Annotated in this window: 16 protein-coding genes, 1 other RNA gene and 4 pseudogenes; 11 read left to right on the top strand and 10 right to left on the bottom strand. The window is 43.0% G+C overall.

The window, feature by feature from the left end; all coding sequences use genetic code 11:
- Positions 1-107: 107 nt before the first annotated feature.
- The 4 genes and pseudogenes from T411_RS0112790 to T411_RS0112775 all read right to left on the bottom strand — a co-directional run bounded on the left by T411_RS0112790 (position 108) and on the right by T411_RS0112775 (position 2,825).
- Positions 108-520, bottom strand: a pseudogene (locus T411_RS0112790) (type IV pilus modification PilV family protein).
- On the bottom strand, positions 510-1,742 hold the full coding sequence (locus tag T411_RS0112785; RefSeq protein WP_000617160.1) for a hypothetical protein: 1,233 nt from the start codon (positions 1,740-1,742) through the stop codon (positions 510-512). Before T411_RS0112785 ends, T411_RS0112790 begins: the two are co-directional and overlap by 11 nt.
- Positions 1,742-2,332, bottom strand: a complete 591-nt coding sequence (locus tag T411_RS0112780; protein WP_001185561.1) for a PulJ/GspJ family protein — start codon at positions 2,330-2,332, stop codon at positions 1,742-1,744. Before T411_RS0112780 ends, T411_RS0112785 begins: the two co-directional genes overlap by 1 nt.
- A complete protein-coding gene (locus T411_RS0112775; protein WP_000554595.1) occupies positions 2,313-2,825 on the bottom strand; it encodes a pilus assembly FimT family protein in 513 nt (170 codons plus the stop codon). Before T411_RS0112775 ends, T411_RS0112780 begins: the two co-directional genes overlap by 20 nt.
- A 96-nt stretch (positions 2,826-2,921) precedes the next feature.
- Between T411_RS0112775 and T411_RS0112770 the strand changes: the two genes are divergently transcribed.
- The gene (locus tag T411_RS0112770) at positions 2,922-3,365 is read left to right on the top strand and encodes a type IV pilin protein (RefSeq protein ID WP_000425238.1); all 444 of its coding nucleotides are present in this window, start codon (positions 2,922-2,924) and stop codon (positions 3,363-3,365) included.
- Between the two features lie 49 nt (positions 3,366-3,414).
- Here the strand turns inward: T411_RS0112770 and dnaJ are convergent, their stop codons facing one another.
- A complete protein-coding gene (gene dnaJ, locus T411_RS0112765) occupies positions 3,415-4,560 on the bottom strand; it encodes a molecular chaperone DnaJ (RefSeq protein ID WP_000043914.1) in 1,146 nt (381 codons plus the stop codon).
- Between the two features lie 200 nt (positions 4,561-4,760).
- Complete coding sequence (gene dnaK, locus T411_RS0112760; RefSeq protein WP_000516147.1) at positions 4,761-6,668, bottom strand: molecular chaperone DnaK; 1,908 nt, start codon at positions 6,666-6,668, stop codon at positions 4,761-4,763.
- A 157-nt stretch (positions 6,669-6,825) separates the two neighbouring features.
- Between dnaK and T411_RS1000000121210 the strand changes: the two genes are divergently transcribed.
- Positions 6,826-6,939, top strand: coding sequence for a hypothetical protein (locus T411_RS1000000121210; RefSeq protein WP_001889140.1), 114 nt, complete (start codon positions 6,826-6,828; stop codon positions 6,937-6,939).
- Here the strand turns inward: T411_RS1000000121210 and grpE are convergent.
- Positions 6,932-7,534 carry a nucleotide exchange factor GrpE gene (grpE, locus tag T411_RS0112755; RefSeq protein ID WP_000064038.1) on the bottom strand — a complete coding sequence of 201 codons (603 nt, stop codon included), beginning with the start codon at positions 7,532-7,534 and terminating at the stop codon, positions 6,932-6,934. The genes T411_RS1000000121210 and grpE overlap by 8 nt on opposite strands.
- A 145-nt stretch (positions 7,535-7,679) precedes the next feature.
- On the opposite strand from grpE, the gene nadK reads away from it, so the two are divergent.
- From nadK to bamE, 3 genes are all read left to right on the top strand, one after another.
- A complete protein-coding gene (gene nadK / locus T411_RS0112750) occupies positions 7,680-8,564 on the top strand; it encodes an NAD(+) kinase (protein ID WP_000742830.1) in 885 nt (294 codons plus the stop codon).
- A gap of 129 nt (positions 8,565-8,693) precedes the next feature.
- Positions 8,694-10,358: a DNA repair protein RecN gene (gene recN / locus T411_RS0112745; protein ID WP_000879555.1), complete on the top strand. Its 1,665-nt coding sequence runs from the start codon at positions 8,694-8,696 to the stop codon at positions 10,356-10,358.
- Positions 10,359-10,516: 158 nt separating this feature from the next.
- Positions 10,517-10,876, top strand: a complete 360-nt coding sequence (gene bamE / locus T411_RS0112740) for an outer membrane protein assembly factor BamE (protein WP_001160907.1) — start codon at positions 10,517-10,519, stop codon at positions 10,874-10,876.
- A 77-nt stretch (positions 10,877-10,953) separates the two neighbouring features.
- On the opposite strand, the gene T411_RS0112735 is transcribed toward bamE, so the two are convergent.
- Positions 10,954-11,259 carry an RnfH family protein gene (locus T411_RS0112735; protein ID WP_001918351.1) on the bottom strand — a complete coding sequence of 102 codons (306 nt, stop codon included), beginning with the start codon at positions 11,257-11,259 and terminating at the stop codon, positions 10,954-10,956.
- 2 nt (positions 11,260-11,261) lie between these two features.
- A complete protein-coding gene (locus tag T411_RS0112730) occupies positions 11,262-11,696 on the bottom strand; it encodes an SRPBCC family protein (RefSeq protein WP_000815876.1) in 435 nt (144 codons plus the stop codon).
- 183 nt (positions 11,697-11,879) lie between these two features.
- Between T411_RS0112730 and smpB the strand changes: the two genes are divergently transcribed.
- The 5 genes and pseudogenes from smpB to T411_RS1000000121540 form a co-directional block, all read left to right on the top strand.
- Positions 11,880-12,365, top strand: coding sequence for an SsrA-binding protein SmpB (gene smpB / locus T411_RS0112725; RefSeq protein ID WP_000162689.1), 486 nt, complete (start codon positions 11,880-11,882; stop codon positions 12,363-12,365).
- Between the two features lie 68 nt (positions 12,366-12,433).
- Positions 12,434-12,800, top strand: a transfer-messenger RNA (tmRNA) gene (gene ssrA / locus T411_RS1000000120260).
- Between the two features lie 166 nt (positions 12,801-12,966).
- Positions 12,967-14,235: an integrase domain-containing protein gene (locus T411_RS0112720; protein WP_001107728.1), complete on the top strand. Its 1,269-nt coding sequence runs from the start codon at positions 12,967-12,969 to the stop codon at positions 14,233-14,235.
- Positions 14,234-14,640, top strand: a pseudogene (locus T411_RS1000000120805) (transposase family protein); the annotation flags it as partial. The gene T411_RS0112720 and the pseudogene T411_RS1000000120805, both read left to right, overlap by 2 nt.
- Positions 14,613-15,652 (top strand): annotated as a pseudogene (locus T411_RS1000000121540) (tyrosine-type recombinase/integrase); the annotation flags it as partial. The pseudogenes T411_RS1000000120805 and T411_RS1000000121540, both read left to right, overlap by 28 nt.
- Before the next feature lie 497 nt (positions 15,653-16,149).
- Here the strand turns inward: T411_RS1000000121540 and acfD are convergent.
- Positions 16,150-20,713 (bottom strand): annotated as a pseudogene (gene acfD, locus T411_RS0112710) (accessory colonization factor AcfD).
- Positions 20,714-20,885: 172 nt separating this feature from the next.
- Here acfD and acfA point away from each other — a divergent pair.
- Positions 20,886-21,533 carry an accessory colonization factor AcfA gene (gene acfA, locus T411_RS0112700; protein ID WP_001173022.1) on the top strand — a complete coding sequence of 216 codons (648 nt, stop codon included), beginning with the start codon at positions 20,886-20,888 and terminating at the stop codon, positions 21,531-21,533.
- The last annotated feature ends 2 nt before the right edge of the window (positions 21,534-21,535 follow it).

Below are 21,535 nucleotides of genomic sequence, written 5' to 3'. Positions count from 1 at the left end.
AGCGCCGACAAAAGCAAAAGTGAAGCAAATGGATGGGAAAAGAGCATAAAGAAGCGAAAATCACAGCACAATAAAGCGAGAAAAATCGCGTGGCAAGAAGGACTCGTTCAGTCAAATTCGCTGTATTTAGAGATCATGGTTTTCAACTCCACCGACTGAGTTTCACCATGGCGATCCTTCCATGACGCTTGGATATGAATGGTTTTGAGAGCCCCGACAAGGTTGCAGCGGGTACAGACCAAGACAAAGTATAGAAAGGATGTGAAACATCATTCCCAGAGACAATATCGGTCGCGAAATTTGCAGTTGGTATGGCAGGGTTAGCTGAAGAAGCGCCACGAGAACGAAACCACTCCAATTTTTGCTCGGCAAGATTTAACGCTTCAATACTGTGCATCGCGTAATCAGCGCGTTGCTCGATATAAGCTTGTAATTTCACCAAACCAAGCGCACCAACGCCAATCAGTACAAACGAGATCATCACTTCGATTAAGCTAAAACCAGATTGCTTATTGCGCATTCCAGCTTCCTTCTTTCCAACGCGGTTTTACAAAATTACTCGCAATATGATCGATCACATCTTTATTAAAATTAAATACTAAGGAGTTATTAAATGCCGCGGCCTGACCTGCGCTGTCAAGAAACTGCCCACCAGTCACAGTAAATGAACCGTGTTGATAATAAGAGGCAATTGTTCTGAATGAGTCTGGTATGACACTTGGATTATGATTTAAATAGGCATTCGCTTCAAAAGAGGCCCAATGTTGAGTTGATGGAACATAGTCCTTATTGAAATGAAACAATACTCCTTTTAACTCTCCATTTCCCATAACGGAAAAAATCCCTTCGTGAACCAAAATCAATACACCAGGTGTTTTTTGAGAGGCTTCAGAAACCTTTTGTGTATAAATAGCATTAAGTTCACACCCTCCTTCAATCCAGAGGTAATAATGTTTATTTTCTATTTGTTCCAATATTTCCTTCCCGCAATCAGGAACAATACTAGGTTGACCATTCGTATTTTCTGGAGCAAGAATTTGCGTGAACTTCGGATTGTTCTTTATTTTTTCATGCTGTTCTTCACTAACATCAAAGAACTCTTCAAATAAGCTCATTTCTGGTTGCTTAACAAAATCACTACCAGTGGGCAGACTTCCCGACGCACTCGATTTATGTGTGGTTTGGCAATCCTTACCCGTTGGATTTACGAATCCAGTATAGGGCGGTTTGTTAGGAATTAAGACTCCATCATTTTGTATAGCACCAGATGCATCAAAAATATTTTTATAACGTAGCGCAATACATTCCCACCCCTCTGAATTAAAAGCGCCTGGGTCTGGAACAATATTCACACTCCCTCGAACATAAATATCAGAAGCTGATTGAATTGCACCATGAGCCATATTGCCTGAGATAAGAATATCTTTAACTAATGAAGCATAACCATAGTGGGAGGTTACTTTATACCCTGAACTGATTAAACTAAATTGAGGTATAATACCTAAGCCACTACCACAATCAGTAATCGTACCCGGGAGTCCATTGGCAAATAAAAACTGTGAGTAGCCACACTCCAACCCACCCTCAGCAAGCCAGTGCTCCTGCCTAGCTTTTACTTCATTTTGTGCACGTTTAATCTGATAAAAAAGATTTTTATACGAACCGAGCGTCACAACCAATGCAATTGAAAGCAGAATAGCGGTAATCAGTAAAGTCGCGACACCTTTTTGATATTGAATCATTATTGCCAATTCCTTTGCTGAACCTGTAATGAGATAGCATTAGAGATATTAGGGTCATCTTTTAACTTCGCCATAATAGAAATCGTCATCAATGAACTATTGACCGCTTGACCAGATAAAGGCGTTTCTGATATTTCAAATTGATCAATTTTGATTTGTTTCGGGTCAAATAAATCAAAACATCCTGTCGCAGCAGAGACAACACTGAGTGGAGAAGCTGAATCCTTTTGACAATACTCCAACATATCATTATTTAATTGATAGGTCGTATTGCTCACCTTGGTGGATGATTTTCGATAAACATAACCAATTTTATTCGATGCTCGATAGATCACACCGACAGCACCAGATAGCCGCATAGATTGGTTACCCACATCGTCAAAACCAGCACGCTGGATATCCTCTTTCATCTGCTGCATAACGCTGCTGACTTGCTGAAGCAGCATAATTTCTTTACTGCGTTGCGCTGCCGCTTTTTGGTTAGACAAAAAGACAGTCCCGACAATAGCTAAAGCCATCGCCCCCACCAAAGCGGCAACCATAAATTCAATCAGCGTATTACCTTGCTGGTTAGCACTTTTCAAAGCCATATTTTGCCTCATTTTCGGTGCAAACTTTGATTCGTCCAGCCCGATTGTGCACAGTCACTTTGATTGAATCTGCAGCAGATTCCGACGGTTTAATAAAAAGGCTACCTGCTTCCTGAGGATTGCCCATTACATGATCAAATTTGACCTCTGTTAGTGTATTGGTCTTCGATACAAATACATTTTGATATCGCTGACCTTGCAACAGAGCAACCGTATTACTTGCATCGATCGCTGCCACATCCGATACGCTGGATAGCACCAGTTGCCATTGACCCGTTATAGAAGGCAATCCTTGAATATGCACCCATAAGTCCTGATTTCGAAAAACAGCTTCAGATTTAGCTTGAATAAGGAATCCCTGTAATTCATTGGCTAAATTGGTCATCTTCGTTTGCTGGCTCACCTTTGAGAAATTGGGGGCAGCAAAAAGCAACATTGTGGTTAATACCGCAACGGTGATCAAAAGCTCCAGCAAAGTAAAGCCGCGATGCATTTCCCAAAATCCTTTGCAAACCGTGAGAGGATGATGAATCAACTTGCATAGATGCTAACAGCTATCAAAAATGGCGTTGTTTTATAAAGAGAAGTAATGGAAATGATTCGAAAAATTTTCTGCAAGCCAAGTGTGAGTCAGCAACAAGGTATGACATTGATCGAATTAATGATCGCGGTAGTGATCGTGGGAGTGTTAGCGAGCATCGCTTATCCAGCCTATACCAACTATGTCAAAGAAGGTCATCGTAAACAGGCGATGGCAGATATGGCCAAAATTCAGCTCTATTTAGAGGAAAAGTATCAGAATGGCTATACGGCGACAGGCATCGTCGATGCTCAAAAGGTATGTAATTCCTTTTGTAGCGTAGACAGTGATCGTTACAAGATTGTGGTCGAAACTGCAGCCACTAGTTATGCGATTACAGCCACTCCGCAATCTAGTAAAGGACAAAATAGTGATCAATGCGACGGTAGCGCCTACACCTCTCTCACCTTGAATGAGAAAGGTGTGACATCACCGATTGGGTGCTGGAAATAAGAAAAGACCAGCAAGCTGGTCTTTTCGATAGTGACTCATTGAATCTTGATTAACTGGTTAAGTCATCAAAAAACTTCTTCACACCATTAAAGAAGCCTTCGGCTTTCGGCTTGTGTTTCGTCGCCGCTTCGCCGCCACAAGACTCTTCAAACTCTTTCAGCAGCTCTTTCTGACGAGCACTCAAATTGACTGGGGTTTCGACCACAAGTTTGACAATCAGATCGCCCAGTGCTGCAGAGCGAACGCCTTTCACACCTTTACCGCGCATGCGGAACATGCGACCCGTTTGGGTTTCCGCAGGCACTTTCAAGCTCACGCGACCATCGAGTGTCGGTACTTCTACTTCACCGCCCAGAGCCGCCATTGCGAAGCTCACTGGTACTTCACAGTACAAGTTATTGCCATCACGCTCGAAAATGTGGTGCTCTTTGACATGCACTTGTACGTACAAATCCCCTGCTGGCGCGCCCATTTCTCCCGCTTCTCCTTCACCGGAAAGACGAATGCGATCGCCGGTATCCACACCCGCTGGAATTTTCACATTGAGTGTCTTGGTCTTTTGCTTGCGACCTTGGCCATGACAGACGTTACAAGGATCTTTGATGATCTTGCCTTTACCATGACAAGTTGGACAGGTTTGCTGCACCGCAAAGAAGCCCTGACGCATCTGGACTTGGCCATGACCGTGACAGGTTCCACAAGTTTGTGCTGAGGTGCCTTTTTTCGCACCTGATCCATCGCAAGCGTCACAGTGTACTAATGTCGGTACTTCAATCTCTTTCGAGCAGCCGCGAACCGCTTCTTCAAGGCTCAGTTCCATGTTGTAACGTAGATCGGAGCCACGCTGTGCTCTTGGACCGCCGCCACGGCGACCACCACCGAAAATATCACCAAACACGTCACCGAAAATATCGCCAAAATCAGCACCGCCACCGCCGAAGCCGCCGCCACCAAAACCACCCGCGCCTTGCTCAAATGCCGCATGGCCGTATTGGTCATAAGCTGCTTTCTTCTGCGCATCGGTCAGAATTTCATACGCTTCTTTGACTTCTTTAAACTTTTCCGCCGCACCAGCATCTCCCGAGTTGCGGTCCGGGTGGTATTTCATCGCAAGGCGTTTGTATGCCTTTTTAATATCACGCTCGGAGGCGTCACGGCCTACGCCTAATACTTCGTAAAAATCACGTTTTGACATGTTCTCAGTCACCAATTTATTACTGCCAACGGCTACGCCGCTCGGTGGGTATCGATATAGATAAGGGGGATCCCGTTGCCTTTATCTGTAGCGACACGCTTCAAACAGACGGGCGTAAGAGTTTCCTCAAACGCCCGCTGCTTCAAAGTTCAATAAGAACTCAGCAAACCGCACGCATGATTTCGTGCGGTATCACTCAATTACTTCTTATCGTCGTTAACTTCTTCAAACTCAGCGTCCACTACGTCATCTTCTTTAGCTGAAGATTGACCCGCGTTTGCACCTTGTGCTTGAGCTTGTTGCTGTGCGATTTCCATCAGCTTCTGTGCCGCCGCCATCAGTGCTTGCACTTTGGCATCGATTTCCGCTTTGTCTTCGCCTTTTTTCGCTGTTTCTAGCTCGTTGATCGCCGTTTCGATCTTCGCTTTCTCATCCGCTGGCAGTGCTTCGCCTGCTTCTGTGATTTGTTTGCGAGTTGCGTGGATCATCTGGTCTGCTTGGTTACGCGCAGTCGCTAACTCTTCGAACTTTTTGTCCGCTTCTTTGTTCGCTTCAGCTTCTTGAACCATTTTTTCGATTTCAGCATCGCTCAGACCGCCAGAAGCTTGGATAGTGATCTTCTGCTCTTTACCAGTCTGTTTGTCTTTGGCTGAAACGTGCAGGATACCGTCTGCATCCAAGTCGAAGATAACTTCGATTTGTGGCATACCACGTGGCGCAGGGTTGATGCCCTCTAGGTTAAATTGACCCAGAGATTTGTTGTACATCGCTTGCTTACGCTCACCTTGCAGTACGTGGATGGTTACTGCGCTTTGGTTATCTTCCGCCGTAGAGAACACTTGGTTCGCTTTGGTTGGGATAGTGGTGTTTTTCTCGATGAGTTTAGTCATCACACCGCCCATGGTTTCAATACCCAGAGACAGAGGCGTTACGTCTAGCAGCAGAACGTCTTTTACTTCACCCGCTAGAACACCGCCTTGAACCGCAGCACCTACCGCTACCGCTTCGTCTGGGTTCACGTCTTTACGTGGCTCTTTACCAAAGAATTCAGCTACTTTCTTCTGAACCATTGGCATACGAGTTTGACCACCGACTAGGATAACGTCAGTAATGTCGTTCACAGACAGATCAGCATCCGCCAGAGCAACTTTCAGTGGTTCCAGAGAACGTTGAACCAGATCTTCAACCAGCGCTTCCAGTTTCGCACGAGTCACTTTGATGTTCATGTGCTTAGGACCGGTCGCATCTGCGGTGATGTATGGCAGGTTAACGTCAGTTTGCTGCGCAGAAGAAAGTTCGATTTTCGCTTTCTCAGCCGCTTCTTTCAGACGTTGCATTGCCAGCGGGTCGTTACGCAGGTCGATGCCTTGGTCTTTCTTGAACTCGTCAACTAGGTAGTTGATCATGCGGTTGTCAAAATCTTCACCACCTAGGTGAGTGTCACCGTTGGTAGACAGAACTTCGAAGGTTTTCTCGCCTTCAACTTCATCGATCTCAATGATAGAGATATCGAATGTACCACCACCAAGGTCATACACCGCGATAGTGCGATCACCGCCTTGCTTGTCTAGGCCATAAGCCAGAGCTGCTGCGGTTGGCTCGTTGATGATACGTTTCACTTCTAGACCTGCGATACGGCCAGCATCTTTGGTTGCTTGACGCTGAGCATCGTTAAAGTAAGCAGGTACAGTGATAACTGCTGCAGTAACGGGTTCGCCGAGGAAATCTTCCGCGGTTTTCTTCATTTTCTTCAGCACTTCAGCAGACACTTGAGGAGCGGCCATTTTTTGGCCTTTCGCTTCAACCCAAGCATCACCGTTGTCAGCCTTAACAATTTTGTAAGGCATGATTTTGATATCGCGCTGAACTTCTTCGTCTTCAAAACGACGACCGATCAGACGCTTGATTGCAAATAGCGTGTTTTGTGGGTTAGTGACTGCTTGACGTTTCGCAGGTTGACCCACCAGAGTTTCACCGTCTGTGTATGCAATTACAGAAGGAGTAGTACGCTCACCCTCTGCGTTTTCAATTACGCGAGGCTTGTCGCCGTCCAGCACAGCAACACATGAGTTTGTAGTACCTAAGTCAATACCAATGATTTTACCCATCAGGCTATCTCCAAAAAAATTCTATGTTCGAGTTTGTATACCCCTAATGTGGGGATGGAGAATCGGGTTTCAACCCCTACTCACAAACCAAAACGGGCTTGTTTGCTTCTCGTATGCCCCTTAAATAAGGTCTTCAAAAACCATTTCAAGGGTAAAAGTGAAAAAAATTCAGATTTATTGTGTTTTTGCGCATAAATCGGTTTTAGAACATAAAAAAGCGAAGCCAATCGGCTTCGCTTCTTCTGTCGCTCAGGGTCTAGGAATTACTTAGACACCATCACCATAGCAGGGCGTAATACACGACCATTCAGTTCATAGCCTTTTTGCATCACAAACATCACCGTGTTTGGCTCATGCTCAGCGCTTTCTTGAATCGACATGGCTTGGTGGAATTCAGGGTTAAACACTTCACCGTGCGGGTTAATCTCTTTCAAGCCGAACTTCGCAATCGTATCAACGAAAGTTTTGTGCGTCAGTTCTACACCTTCCAGCAGAGGTTTGATCGCTTCAACTTCACCATCGGCGGCTTGAATCGCACGCTCAAGGTTATCAATCACTGGCAGTAGCTCTTCAGCAAAGCGGCTCAGCGCAAATTTACGTGCTTTATCCACTTCCTGCTCGCTACGGCGACGCATGTTTTCGACTTCCGCACGGGCACGCAGTACGCTGTCTTGCTGCTCTTTCACGCGCTCTTCGCTCACAAGCAGCGCCGCTTCTAACTGAGCAATTTTCGCTTCTTTCTCATCGATTTCGTCAGCGGCTTGGTTCCAGTCGATATCGGCATCTGTTCCTACAACTTCAGCTTCAGTCTCAACCGCGTCTTGTTGCAGCTGCTCGTCTTTGTTCTTGATCTCTTCGTTGCTCATGATATCTCCAAAATTCACTTCATACTGGTCAGGAGAAATCGTCTAATCGTCGATTTCCCAACACAAAAATTCGCATAAAAGCACAACTTGCCCTTATTATGGGGACGATGAATTCTGATTCAAGCCTAAATCGGTTGGAAACCTTATGAAAAAGCCGTTCAACGTTCTTGCCATCATTGGAAAACCGCGCGATCAACAAGCCATTCAAACTCATAAAGAGATTTACCACTGGCTAAGATCGCTCGGATATACCGTGTTTATCGATGATCGTTTACGGGAAATTCTGACCGATTTACCCACCGAACATTTTGCAAGCCTGATTGAACTGGGCAAAAAAGCCGATTTGGCGATTGTGGTCGGTGGCGATGGCAACATGCTTGGTGCTGCGCGCGTGTTGTCCCGCTTTGATATCAGTGTGATCGGGGTTAATCGTGGCAATTTAGGCTTTTTGACCGATTTAAACCCAGAAGATTTCCAACAGCGCTTACAAGAAGTGTTGGATGGTCACTATTTGCAAGAAACTCGCTTTTTGCTTGAAGCGGAAATCCATCGCCACGGTCAAGTGAAAAGCCATAATGCCGCCTTGAATGAAGCCGTGCTTCATCCAGGAAAAATAGCGCATATGATTGAATTTGAAGTCTATATTGATGATAACTTCGCTTTCTCTCAGCGCTCCGATGGGTTAATTGTCTCAACCCCAACCGGCTCGACTGCTTATTCACTTTCCGGCGGAGGCCCGATCCTCTCGCCAAGCCTGAATGCCATTACTTTAGTGCCTATGTTTCCGCATACCCTCTCCTGCCGCCCATTAGTGGTGGGCGGAAATCAACGCATTAAACTGGTGGTTTCTCCTGAAAATCGCGGCACTCAAGAAGTGAGCTGTGATGGACAAGTCTCATTACCTGTGTCGCCTGGTGATGAAATCCACATCTATCAAAGCCCTAATGTGCTGAAACTGATCCATCCTCAAGACTACAGTTACTACCACGTATTGCGTACTAAGCTTGGCTGGTCGAGCAAACTGTTTTGATTTCGTTCACAGATTTTGCTCATAGAGCGTAAAAGTGACCAAAAAATTTTACCTGAGTGACTTTACTGTATAAAGAAACAGTATAAACTGTTTAAACATACAGCATTGGTTAATCATACAGGTGCAAACATGCTGGCTCACTTAAGTATCAATAACTTCGCTATCGTAAAGTCACTACAACTCGAATTATCAAAAGGAATGACCACCATCACCGGTGAAACTGGTGCTGGTAAATCCATTGCGATTGATGCTTTAGGTTTATGTCTCGGTGGTCGAGCCGAAGCCAGCATGGTGCGTCAAGGTGAAGATAAAACCGAAGTCAGCGCCGCCTTTCATCTGGATAACAATCTGCTCGCTAGCCGTTGGTTAGAAGATAATGAACTGCTTGAAGGCAAAGAGTGCATTCTGCGCCGAATCATCACCAAAGATGGGCGCTCTAAAGCCTTTATTAATGGCAGCCCAGTTCCGCTCTCTCAACTCAAAACATTGGGGCAACTGCTGATCAATGTGCATGGTCAACACGCACATCAGCAACTGATGAAACCGGAATATCAGCTCAGCATGCTTGATCAATACGCAGGTCATGCAGACTTGCTCAAAGCCACGCGTCACGCCTATCAAAATTGGCGTCAAGCGAGCAATCAGCTCAAACAGCTGCGCGAAAATAGCCAACAAAATCAGGCACAATTACAACTTTTGGAATACCAAATCAAAGAGCTCAACGAATTGGCTCTCGGTGAGGATGAGTTTGTCGAGCTAGAACAAGAGCAAAAACGCTTAGCCAATAGCGGCGATCTGGCACTCAACTGCCAACGCGCGATTGAACTGCTCAATGAAGGGGAAGAAGTAAACGCCTTAGGCCTTTTACAAAGTGTTAGCCATACGCTGATTGATCTGGCTGAAATGGATAGCAAACTGACAGCGCTCCCTTCAATGGTGGCCGAAGCGCTGATCCAACTTGAAGAGACTTACCATGAACTGCGCAATTACTTGGATTCGATTGATGTCGACCCAGAACGCATGGCGTATGTAGAAGAGCGCTACTCCAAAGTCATGTCGCTCGCGCGTAAACATCATGTACTGCCAGAAGAGCTGTATCAGCATCACCAAGCACTCTTACAGCAAATTGCTCAGCTAGATTGTTCTGATGAGAAAATGTCAGCACTCGCGAGTGAAGTCGACGTGCTCTACCAAACGTTTGTTGCGGCCGCTGACAAACTGCACAAATCTCGTGTTCGCTATGCCAAAGAATTGGATAAATTGATTAGCCAAAGCATGCATGAGCTGAGCATGGAAAAAGCGCAATTCAAAATCGAAGTGCAGCAAGACAGCGCGCACTCATCGCCATTAGGTTTTGATGCCGTGACTTTCTTAGTCTCGACGAACCCGGGTCAACCGCTGCAACCCATCGCCAAAGTGGCCTCTGGTGGTGAACTGTCACGGATGTCATTGGCGATCCAAGTGATTACTGCGCAGAAAGTCGATACTCCAAGCCTGATTTTTGATGAAGTTGACGTGGGTATTTCAGGGCCAACAGCAGCCGTAGTTGGCAAACTACTGCGCAAATTGGGCGAGTCGACTCAAGTACTGTGTGTCACCCACTTACCGCAAGTGGCAGGTTGCGGACACCATCAACTGTTTGTCGCCAAACAGACCAAAGCAGGCAAAACCGAAACGCAAATGCTCAAACTGGATCAAGAACAGCGCATTGCTGAACTTGCACGCTTGCTCGGAGGCAGCCAAATTACCGAATCCACGCTCGCGAATGCTAAAGAGCTATTAATCGCAGCCTAATTTCATATCGCATCACTGGATTTTTTGTTCAGCTTTGCAACCAAACTCAAAATTCACAGTCTCAATAGGCTCAGAGCACGATCGAGGTTTTTACATCTGCTCTGAGCTTGTTTATTATCAGCCAAGTTTTTAGCCCTGAGGGACAGAGAGTTTTAACAATGCAGTTTACTAAGTGGTTCATCGCCCTTCCCCTTGCCGTCACCGCCTTATCCGGCTGCTCTTTATTAGAGCGCTTGGTGTATCGAATCGATATCAATCAGGGTAACTATGTTGATCAACAATCCGTCGATCAGCTCAAGTTTGGCATGAGCAAAGATCAAGTTCGTTTTGTTCTCGGCTCACCTATGTTGGTTGAAAATGGCTACCCAGATACTTGGTATTACATTTACCACCACACCCAAGGCCATAACGATCCGGTACAAAAGAACCTGATCGTGAAATTTAACGATGGTGGCAAGCTAGTCAATGTCGCGGGAGATTTCCCTGCTGGCGATTCTTTCTTCGAAGGCGTCAACTAAGCGCACTTTGCTGATTAAAAAAGAAAAGGCTTTCACAAGCCTTTTCTTTTTTTGGTGTTGATTCTTCAGCCGTCACATTAACTTTGATTAGCGGCCGCTTTGGCTTGCTCCGCACGTTTACGGCGAATCTCTTTCGGGTCAGCCAATAATGGGCGATAAATCTCAATCCGATCTTTATCTCGCACCCTAGCATCCAACTTCACATTCCGGCTGAAAATGCCCACCTTATTGACCGTCAGATCAATCTCAGGATACATCTGCAAAATGCCTGAGGTACGGATGATCTCTTCCACCGTTGCCGATTGCTCAACCACCAGCTTGAGTACACGTTGCTCATGCGGTAGCGCATACACCACTTCAACATGAATCATTTCACTGCTCATCATCACTCTCCATACACCTGTTTTGCTCGGCGAGTAAACGCATTCACCATATTGCTGGTCAATTCATTAAAAATTTTGCCAAACGCCAACTCAATCATTTTGCTGGAAAACTCAAACTCCAAACGCAGCTCAACTTTACACGCGGCTTCATCCAACGGAGTGAAAAACCATCCACCGCGCAGCGTTTTAAAAGGCCCATCCACCAAGCTCATGGCAATCGACACCCCGGGCGTCAATTGATTCGAGGTGGTAAACGTCTTACTGATCCCCGCTTTTGAAACATCCACCGATGCCACCATATGTGCCTCACTCTGCTCCAGCACACAAGAACCCGAACAACCGGGCAAAAACTCAGGATAACGCGCCACATCATTGACCAAATGAAACATCTGCTCTGCACTAAACGAGACCAAGGCAGAACGACTCACTTGTTTCATTTTCACTCCTTACCACGACTCAAACAGCTTGGGAAAACGGATTGTACTTTCATCCCCCCAGCACCTCAAGCCATCAGGCTCGCACAACACAATACAGCGCTTGAGTCATCGCGCAGATAACCGTATGCTACGGCAAACAAAAGCGTTTCCTAACCGCTGACCAATCCGTATAATGCGCCCACTATGACAAAAAAGAAAACCAATACCAAAGCGGGTAGCAACACTATCGCGCTGAACAAAAAAGCTCGCCACGAATACTTCATCGAAGATGAATTTGAAGCCGGCATGGAGCTACAAGGCTGGGAAGTCAAATCACTTCGCCAAGGTAAAGCCAACATTGCAGAAAGCTACGTCTACATCAAAGATGGCGAAGCGTTCATTTCCGGTATGACCATCATTCCGTTGCAGCAAGCCTCCACTCACGTGGTAGCCAACCCTACCCGTATCCGCAAGCTGCTACTTTCACGCCGCGAGCTGGACAACCTGTTTGGCCGCATCAACCGTGAAGGGATGACACTAACCGCATTGTCACTCTACTGGTCTCGTTCGTGGGTCAAAATCAAAATTGGCGTTGCGAAAGGTAAGAAACTGCACGACAAACGTGAAGATCTGAAAGAAAAAGAGTGGCAACGCCAAAAAGATCGAGTGATGAAGAGCGCGTTGCGCTAATAGTAACCACTTGAAAAATGGGAGCTAGACAGAAGCACTTATTCTGGTACTATGCACCCGTTACCTCTGGGGCTGATTCAGGATTCGACGGGAATTTTGCAGTCTGAGGTGCATGCCGAGGTGCGGTAGGCCTCGTTAACAAACCGCAAAAAAATAGTCGCAAACGACGAAAACTACGCACTAGCAGCTTAATACCCTGCTCAGAGCCCTTCCTCCCTAGCTTCCGCTTGTAAGACGGGGAAATAAGGAAGGTCAAACCAAATCAAGCTGGCGTGGATTCCCCCACCTGAGGGATGAAGCGCGAGATCTAATTCAGGTTAGCCATTCGTTAGCGTGTCGGTTCGCAGGCGGTGGTGAAATTAAAGATCGACTAAGCATGTAGTACCAAAGATGAATGGTTTTCGGACGGGGGTTCAACTCCCCCCAGCTCCACCAAATCATAGTTTAAAGACGTCTCCGGGCGTCTTTTTTCTTATATAAAACAATTAAAAAATCAATAACTTAGCATTCATAGCTATTCCACAAGATTCCATAGCAGCTTTGATTTTTAGGTACACTACAAGGTACACTGATTTTATCGTGTTAATCTGGTGTACCCATCATGGCAAAAAACACAGTAAAGCTGACAGATAAAGAGATCAAAGCCTCCAAACCTAGAGAGAAAGAATATAATCTTTTCGATGGTGATGGCTTGCGACTTAGAATCAAACCTAACGGTTCAAAGCAGTGGATCTTCAACTACTATCGCCCCACAAACGGTAAACGAGCTAACTTAAGCTTTGGAATGTACCCAGACATCTCCCTTTTACAAGCAAGAAAAAGCTTACTTTCTGCCAAAGAGCTGATCGCACAAGGCATCGATCCACAAGACGATCGAAAACGCCAACAACAAGTACATAAAGAGATCCATGAGCACACCTTTGAGAACGTCACAAAGGATTGGTTTGCCATCAAACAGAATGATGTGACACCGGATTACGCCCTTGATATCTGGCGTTCATTAGAGCTACATATCTTCCCGCACATTTCCGACAAACCGGTAAAAGCGATCACCGCTCCGGAGATCATAGAACTACTCAAACCGATTGAAGCCAAAGGTAGCCTAGAAACCGTCAAACGTTTAACACAGCGACTCAATGAAGTGATGAACTTCGCCACTAACTGCGGTCTTATCCAGGCCAATCCATTAACTGGCATCAAAGCCGCCTTCAAGAAACCAAAAAAAGAAAACATGGCAGCACTGACACCAGCAGAACTGCCCGAACTCATGAGCGCAATCGCTAATGCCAGTATCAAACGCACTACCCGTTGTTTACTTGAGTGGCAACTACACACCATGACGCGCCCAGCGGAAGCATCTGGTGCACGTTGGGATGAAATTAATTGGGAAGAAAAGGTTTGGACCATTCCTGCTGAAAGAATGAAAAAAAGAAGAGAACACCGCATCCCGCTCACAGAGCAGATGCTGGCGCTATTGGAAGTAATGAAACCGATAAGTGGCCATCGTGATTTTATTTTTCCGTCGGATAGAGCCCCGAAAAAGCCCTGCAACAGCCAAACGGCAAATATGGCATTGAAACGTATGGGGTTTGCTGGAAGGCTGGTTAGTCACGGTTTGCGCTCTCTAGCGAGTACCACACTCAACGAACAAGGCTTTGATCCAGACTTGGTTGAGTCGGCATTGGCTCACGTGGACGATAACCAAGTACGCAGTGCCTATAACCGCACTGACTACTTAGAACGCAGAAAACCAATGATGTGCTGGTGGAGCGAGCATATAGAAGAGGCAGCCAGAGGTAGCCTATCTGTGACTGGTACAAAGCAATTGAAAAATAAACTTCCACCGCCCCCCACATGGAAGCAGATGTGATCCTAACGGCATTCTTTTTGTTCTAAGAACTGGTTGTCAGTGGAATACGCTTAACGCGGCGAGTATTTTTACCTCTAGCTCTGCACATCGTCGCTTTCAAAAGCGTCGAGATGCAAGTGTATTTGAACTAATTTGGCAAAATGGAATGATTAACAAAGGTATTGATTGGCGTTCTATATTAATGGATGGCTGCCAAACTAAGGTTCCTTTAGCTAGCTCAAAAAAGGCAAGAACCCAACAGACAGAGTAAAACAAGACGTAAAACGCAGTTTGTTGACGGATGAAAATGGATCGCCACGTGCTGTTGTCAGTGACGGAGCCAACGTTCACGACATCAAATTTGTACTCAAAACTTTAGAAGCATTAGAGTGCTGTCGTCTGCTGGTACGTATCCCGATATCTCTTCGGCAGAAGCTCGAGAGAAAGCCTTGAGGATCGCAAACAGTTAGCGGATATCATGGATCCTCAACTCGCTAAAGAAGAACAAAAGGCGAAAACCATTACTGACATTTAAGTTTGTTGTAGAACAGTGGAAAGCTAGTAAACAAGGGCAAATATAAGAAACACTGGAAGGTAATTGGAGAAAACTTGAACTTTATTCCTTTCCCAAATTGAGTTCGATACCCGTTAGTAAACTTACAGCACAAATTGCCATCGCAACATGACGCCCAATTGAGTATCAAGGATTACTAGAAACCGTAAAACACACTGCCCAACTTATGAATGAAATCATTAACTATGTGGTGAATAGCGGTGTCATTCATGCCAACCCATTGGCAGGGATCCGTGATGTGTTTAAAAAACACAAAGTTGTACATATTAAAGCGCTACAACTGCATGAAATGCATTATCTTATATGTACAATATCCAGCACGTGACGCGATTTTTAATTGAATGGCAAACTCACACCATGGTTCGGCCTAGCAAAGTCTCAGGCGCTCGTTGGGAATAAATCGACAGAGTTAATAAGCTTTGCACTTAGTATATGAATCCAAAGAGCAAATGAAGATGAACCGTGAACACGTAGTGCCAATGACAGCATAAACATTGGTTATTCTTGAAGTGATTAAGCCTATCATTGGTCATAGAACATTCATTTTCCCATCTAGCCGCAATCCAAAGGTACCCACTAATACAGAAACAGCCAATAAATCACTTAGTAGAATAGGATTTAAAGATAGAGTGATCGCGCACGGTGTTCGGGCTTTGGCAAGTACCACTTTTAATGAACAGGGCTTTAAACCTGATGTTATTGAACCCGCATTGGCTCATACAAATAAGTAAAGCATACAACCGTACCGACTATTTAGAGAAACGTCGAAAACTCATGGGTTGGTAAAGCGAGCACATAGAAAAATCTAGCTATGGATGTTACAGTATGGCTGGTGATAAATATTTGCACTTAGTGAAAGCCTAAAGAGGCCAAGTTCAGCGTATCACTAAATTCATAAGCTTAAATAGAAACAAGAGCGTTAAAAAAATATTTTCCACTTAAAAAAAACAAAATCATCTTTCATAACAGCTATGATACTGGCACTATAAACATACATGAGCGGTTACCTCATGTATTGTTACAAGCTGACGATTAAGCACTTTTTGGCGCACTGCGGTGCGCCTTTTTTTTGTTTTAAAAAAACACACACAAACCTATCTCTATAATATTATTATAGCAATGTAACCAACCTCAATATTAACCCTTAGGATATTCAATAGTAACTAAATGTTTTTCATCATATATATGACGTCAAATATAATACTCCAGAACATATAGATGTTGTTTTCTATATGAAATAAAAACTATTCATTCCTAATTTATGAGAGTGAAACAAAAAATATTTAACATAAAATCTGAGTAGGATTTTATGTTAGGAAGCAAACTAGATCCCCCTAGCTAAGCTAGGGGGAATAACTGTACTAATGTTGTGTAACACTGTTTATAGAAAGGGGATTTTTTTGGGGAAGATTCAATTTTAAAGATTTGACTCTCTGAATCCCAGAAGGAGTTATTCCTCCTTCGTAATATGGCTGAGGATCATCTGGATAGAGAAATGCCTTACTTCCCGGATTCCATGCTTTAAAAAATTCTGACAAATCCGTCTGAGCGGCATATGATGCACAAAGCATTAATAGATCACTTTTACCAATACCAGATATCTTACATTGATTTTCTCCCTTCATATTGATTTGGTCATCGTTCTCATTTCTCATTAACCGATGCATCAGTTTAAACAAGTTCCAACCTTTTATTCCGCTTTCTTCAATATAAAAACCAGGTAGCTTATCATTATACCAGTCATTTATATCAAACTCAGTTTCTGCCCACTCTTTAAGTTGCGCAAACATAACTAAACGTTCACCAGCACCACCGGCTCCCCAAGCATGCCCATGCTCAGCATTAACAAAATCGAAAGCATAACGGATATCCTGTTCTACACGAGACATTTTTCCTTGATGACGATCTTGCATATATAAGGCAAGTAAGTTGTTTACAACTTCTGTGGCCCCATCAACATTAAAAGGAGCTTCTGCTGAATTATGCCCGACCTCATGCCAAAGCAGCCAGCTGTTCAGCGGCATAGTGTTCAAACTACGGCTACTGGTAATAAAACTATCATTCATGACCGGATAGCCAGAGTGTGCAGCACCAACACTTATTGCGACATCATTGACGAAATGGTGACGATTATTAGGCATTGACTTATCAGTAGCTTTGCGATTTTTGTCACCGTCCGCACCTTCATCACGGGCATAAAAATCGTTTAAATCCGCTGAGAATTGATCAAGATCTTTTGCAAACTGTTCGATCCCCCCCAAATAACCATCGGCATTTAAATTTGCTTTAGGTGCAGTAAATATGAAGGTGTCTGACACTACTTCACCAATTGGTGCGCCAGATAAAAGAGGGTTTCTCCACTTACCGTCAATATAGAGCGGTGCATCTATAGTTCCTGAAAATGTTAGTTTGACCTGTTGAGAATTTCCCCCTTGTGCATATATTAACCCACCATAGGGTACGGTAAAAGTCTGCATTTTCGGACTATCGCCGCCAATAACAAATGATTTGCTCATGCGAGGAGGACGCTTTAAACCAAGCTCATGCTTCTCTCGGCCAGTTAAATCATCAGCCAATGCAATGGTGATGGTGACAGGCGATGTTTCTCCTGAGACTGAAACACTAAAAGGCTGATGAGCTTCGGCCCACTGCCCTGTCGGCTGCCTATTACCCGCAAACCAAGCTGCCGTATTATTACGCATGTCAAGAGTAATATCCCCTCCACCTGATCTTGTTGTGACTTCACCGGGGTACTTTCTGACATCAACTTTGATATCAAGATCCCAGAATGAGCGCCCTAACATTAAACGGGTCAGTGGCTTTTCCATATAATTAAGTGGGTAACTTGGATCCATTTGACCTGCATAGCTTCCTGATTTTTCGTCATAAATCATACCTAGCTGAGTAAGTTCATCTTTCAATTCTTCTGGGCAAGTTGTATTACCACCAGCGTTGTTACTAGTGTAACAATTCAAATACTGTGTAAAAACTTTAAATCCAAGCTCATCGGATTGCTTATCATCATAACGATAATCAAGGTCGTTCCAAAGCCATACTGACATATTTTGATAAATTCGATTCAAATCAACACTATTTAAACGGGCTCCCGACTTTCCTTTAGTTCGGAAATAACGTTCATGCTGATATAAAGCATGAATATTTGTACCAAGATTAGCCGCCTTTACCATAGCATTGGCTTCAGACTCTCCTAACTTAATATCAGTATATCGGGGTACATACAAACCACCAGTAATAGGAATTGAATTACCTGGACGATATTCTAAGCAATTAATCTCATAATGAAACTCAGAATTTTTACATTCAGAGTAGGCTCTCTGGCCACTACTGTTTTTAAAAGCATCAAGTACTTTATTTTTAGCCAAAGATAATGATGCATTATCTACTTCCGGCTTCCCTGCCACGTTATAGATTATTTTACCTGAAATATCTTTTTTCCAGTGCTGAGACTCATCAATAAATGCATAGTGAGTAATTAATTTATCTCCAGCTTCAGATTCAACCCAACTCGCGACTTCAAGTTTAGGTTTATCATCGGGCCTATTCTCTACAATATACTTCCACTCAATTGAACCATCACTATTAATCACATAAGGTAGCGTCTGTTGACCAGAAGACTCGTCTTCAACAGCTGCATATCGCTCAATAACCCAAATACCGTGCTCTCGCTGACTACGTGGGCGATCTGGGTGGCCTCCACTCGGGCCATTACCGTCAGCAACTACACTGTTTCCAATGCCAAAAGCAATACCAGCACTGTCCAATAAACGAGAAATCTCACTGTTATTTGTATTAATGATAGTCTCCATCATTAATACACTACCACCGTTGTTTATATAATCAATTAAATCAGTGACATCAGAACGAGACAATTTCGGACTGCCTACATCAGCACTTAATGGAATATCATACGGACTATTTATGTTTTTTCCTTTATAGTCGTATGCATTGATAATAATAAGAGGTATAGTATTAACATCTAAATCATGGAAACTAGTCAACTGTTGAGTTTGCTTAGAGAATCTTGAATCGAGTTCAAAATTGGCTTTTGACCCCATAGTTTGGCCAGATGATTTAAAGTAAACTTCTGGAATATTAGTTCCAACAATAACATCATTGGAAGTACTTCCCGTAAGATAGCGGATGACATTACTAAAAAAATTAGCCATATCATCACGATCACTACTTAAGCTACAAGTACCATTTTTAACAGTTCCGCCCCAACTAAATCCATTAGGACAGACTAAGACACTGTTATATCGCGCATTTCCTAGTACCATCAGCTTGCCTTTACCAATTTCGCCCAAACTAATAAAAGGTAAATTAAAGGTTGATGTATCTTCAGATACTTTATCAGGCACAACTGTAGAAGGTGCTTCAGTAATAAATGCCAGACTATTCGAATCCCATGCTTTAGGTTTACCAAAATCAATCCAGTAATTATTGTCATTACGAGCCATTAAGACTGGAAATGCACTATTAGCAATATTCACCGCTGCTTGTGCTCGGGCACTTCCTGTACTACCGTAGAAGTTTGTACTGTCATGAAAAATATGAAAACGATCGACTTTTTTCCATCCATTAGCTTGTACGGTATCGGTTGCACCCCAGAGTTTATTAATAATATCTTGGATTTGTGAAGATTCAGAATCAATTGCTGACTTTTTCTTAGGCAAACTGTCTTCAAATTTGAACCTCGATATAGGTGAAATAGATTGATCGATAAGTGCTGCTAATCCAGAATCAAACTGCTTAAAGAATTCACCAGGTACAATCTGAGTTTTACCATCTCCAATATCAAGTTCGATATCGCCATTAGGTAATGATAATGAAATCACTTCATTAATGACATTAGGGTATAGGGAAAAAATCTGCGTAACTTTATCTGGAATGATAAGCTTAGAATCATCAATACTTGCATAACGATGAATCAAAGCTTCAGCATTCTTACCCTCATTGTCCTTACCTAATTCACTGATATAAAAATCAGTTTTATTAGCTCGAGTACTACCTAATTCAAATGTATCGATTGAAAAGCTAATAATATCTCCCCACGAAAATTCAAATGAACCATCATTTAAAATAGCCCCTGTTTTATCTACACCAGTAATACCACGAGTATTATTACTGAAGTATGAAACACCATTAATAACTCGACCTTGACTATCAAGTAAGCGACCAAGCGAAGGAATAACATCTGTCGGTATATAGCTCAAAGACTCTTCAGCATTAGCAGAAACGAATGGACTATTCAAATTAGATGAAGTCCCAGGCGTGAATGATGGAGAGATATTAGGCACATGAGTTGAAGGTTGCTTATCGACCTGATTATCATTGGCGATTTTTTCTGTAATTGCTTCTAAAAATTGGTCTTTGGGAAGATCTAAATTGTGCCGTAAATAATTTTCGAATGTCAAGGCATCAAGAGTACTTCGGAAAACTAGAGATATTTTATCTCCATGTATTGTCGCCATATTTTTCATTAAAATTTGGAGATTTTCCTGTCGAACTGGCGAGTCCCGGTACTCATCCGCAGAGATTAAAGATAAAACTTCAGAATCAGTGTTACGGCCATTTTTATTAGCGTCAAAGGGAGCGGTAAATGTTGCGATTGAACGCCCGTTGATCGTACAAAAGACATTATCTTTTTGTGATATTTGAAATATGAGAGGCATCTTGATCATTACACAGTAAAGAACTATCAAATTTCAAGTTACCATCTAAAGTCATGGATAGCGAGATAATGGGATCCGGAACACCAATATCTGGCAAATAACCACCTACCAAACCAGGATTTAGTGCGTTACCACCCGAACCATCAGCAGGCACAGTAGGGGTAATTATACTTTCATGCTTACAACCTATAAGAAAACCCAAAACTATCAATGATACAATACGAATCTTCATCTTAAGCCTATTAAACAAAAAACAAGAATTAATTATCCTTGTTAAAAATGAAAAAAATCGCTTTATACATTTTGTTAAATTTATTTTTAAAAATTTAACGAGTTAGCATAAAAAAAATAAAAAATTAAAGTTAGAATAAAATGTGAAACACAGGTAAAAATAGGAGTAAAAAATGCAAAAAACTTTATCAGCAATTTTTTTGTTTACGACTTTATCAGCAAATGCAGCACCGTATATTGGTCTTGAACTTGGAATTGGAACAGCAAATCATAGCTTTGAGACGAACTATCAAAGTGACGCTGTTAGCCTAAACCCCAATATGGAAGATATGTTTTTAGGTGGACTAATTGGTTATAAATTTAATGATAATTTTTCTTTTGAAATCAACTATTCAAGTTATAAATTAGAAGATCAATACAGTAAGTTTATAGGAATTGAATCTTTAAATAATCAACAATATAGAAAAGAGCACGAATGGAGCTCTGAGATTGAAGCTAAACAACTTGCATTAATCTCAGTTTACTCATACCCCATTCATCAGCAATTGAAAACAAATATAAAAGTTGGTGTGACACATACACAATATGAAGCATATTCTGGAAAATATGAAGAGCTAGAATTACTCCTAAATGATGATATAGAGATTAGAAAAGCTCTATTAGAAACAGGTCTTAAAAAGAATCGCTTTGGTGCACTATTTTCGTTAGGGTTGGATTATAATTTAATTCCAGAGCTTAGCGTTGGAACAGAGTTAAGATATCAGTTCGATAAGTACAATGATGTGCTTTCTATAAGTTTAAATTCAAAGTACTACTTCTAGTC

The sequence above is a fragment of the Vibrio cholerae ATCC 14035 genome (genome assembly GCF_000621645.1).
In the GTDB taxonomy this organism is placed as follows: Bacteria; Pseudomonadota; Gammaproteobacteria; order Enterobacterales; family Vibrionaceae; genus Vibrio; species Vibrio cholerae.
This window is presented reverse-complemented; position numbering and strand designations above follow the sequence as displayed.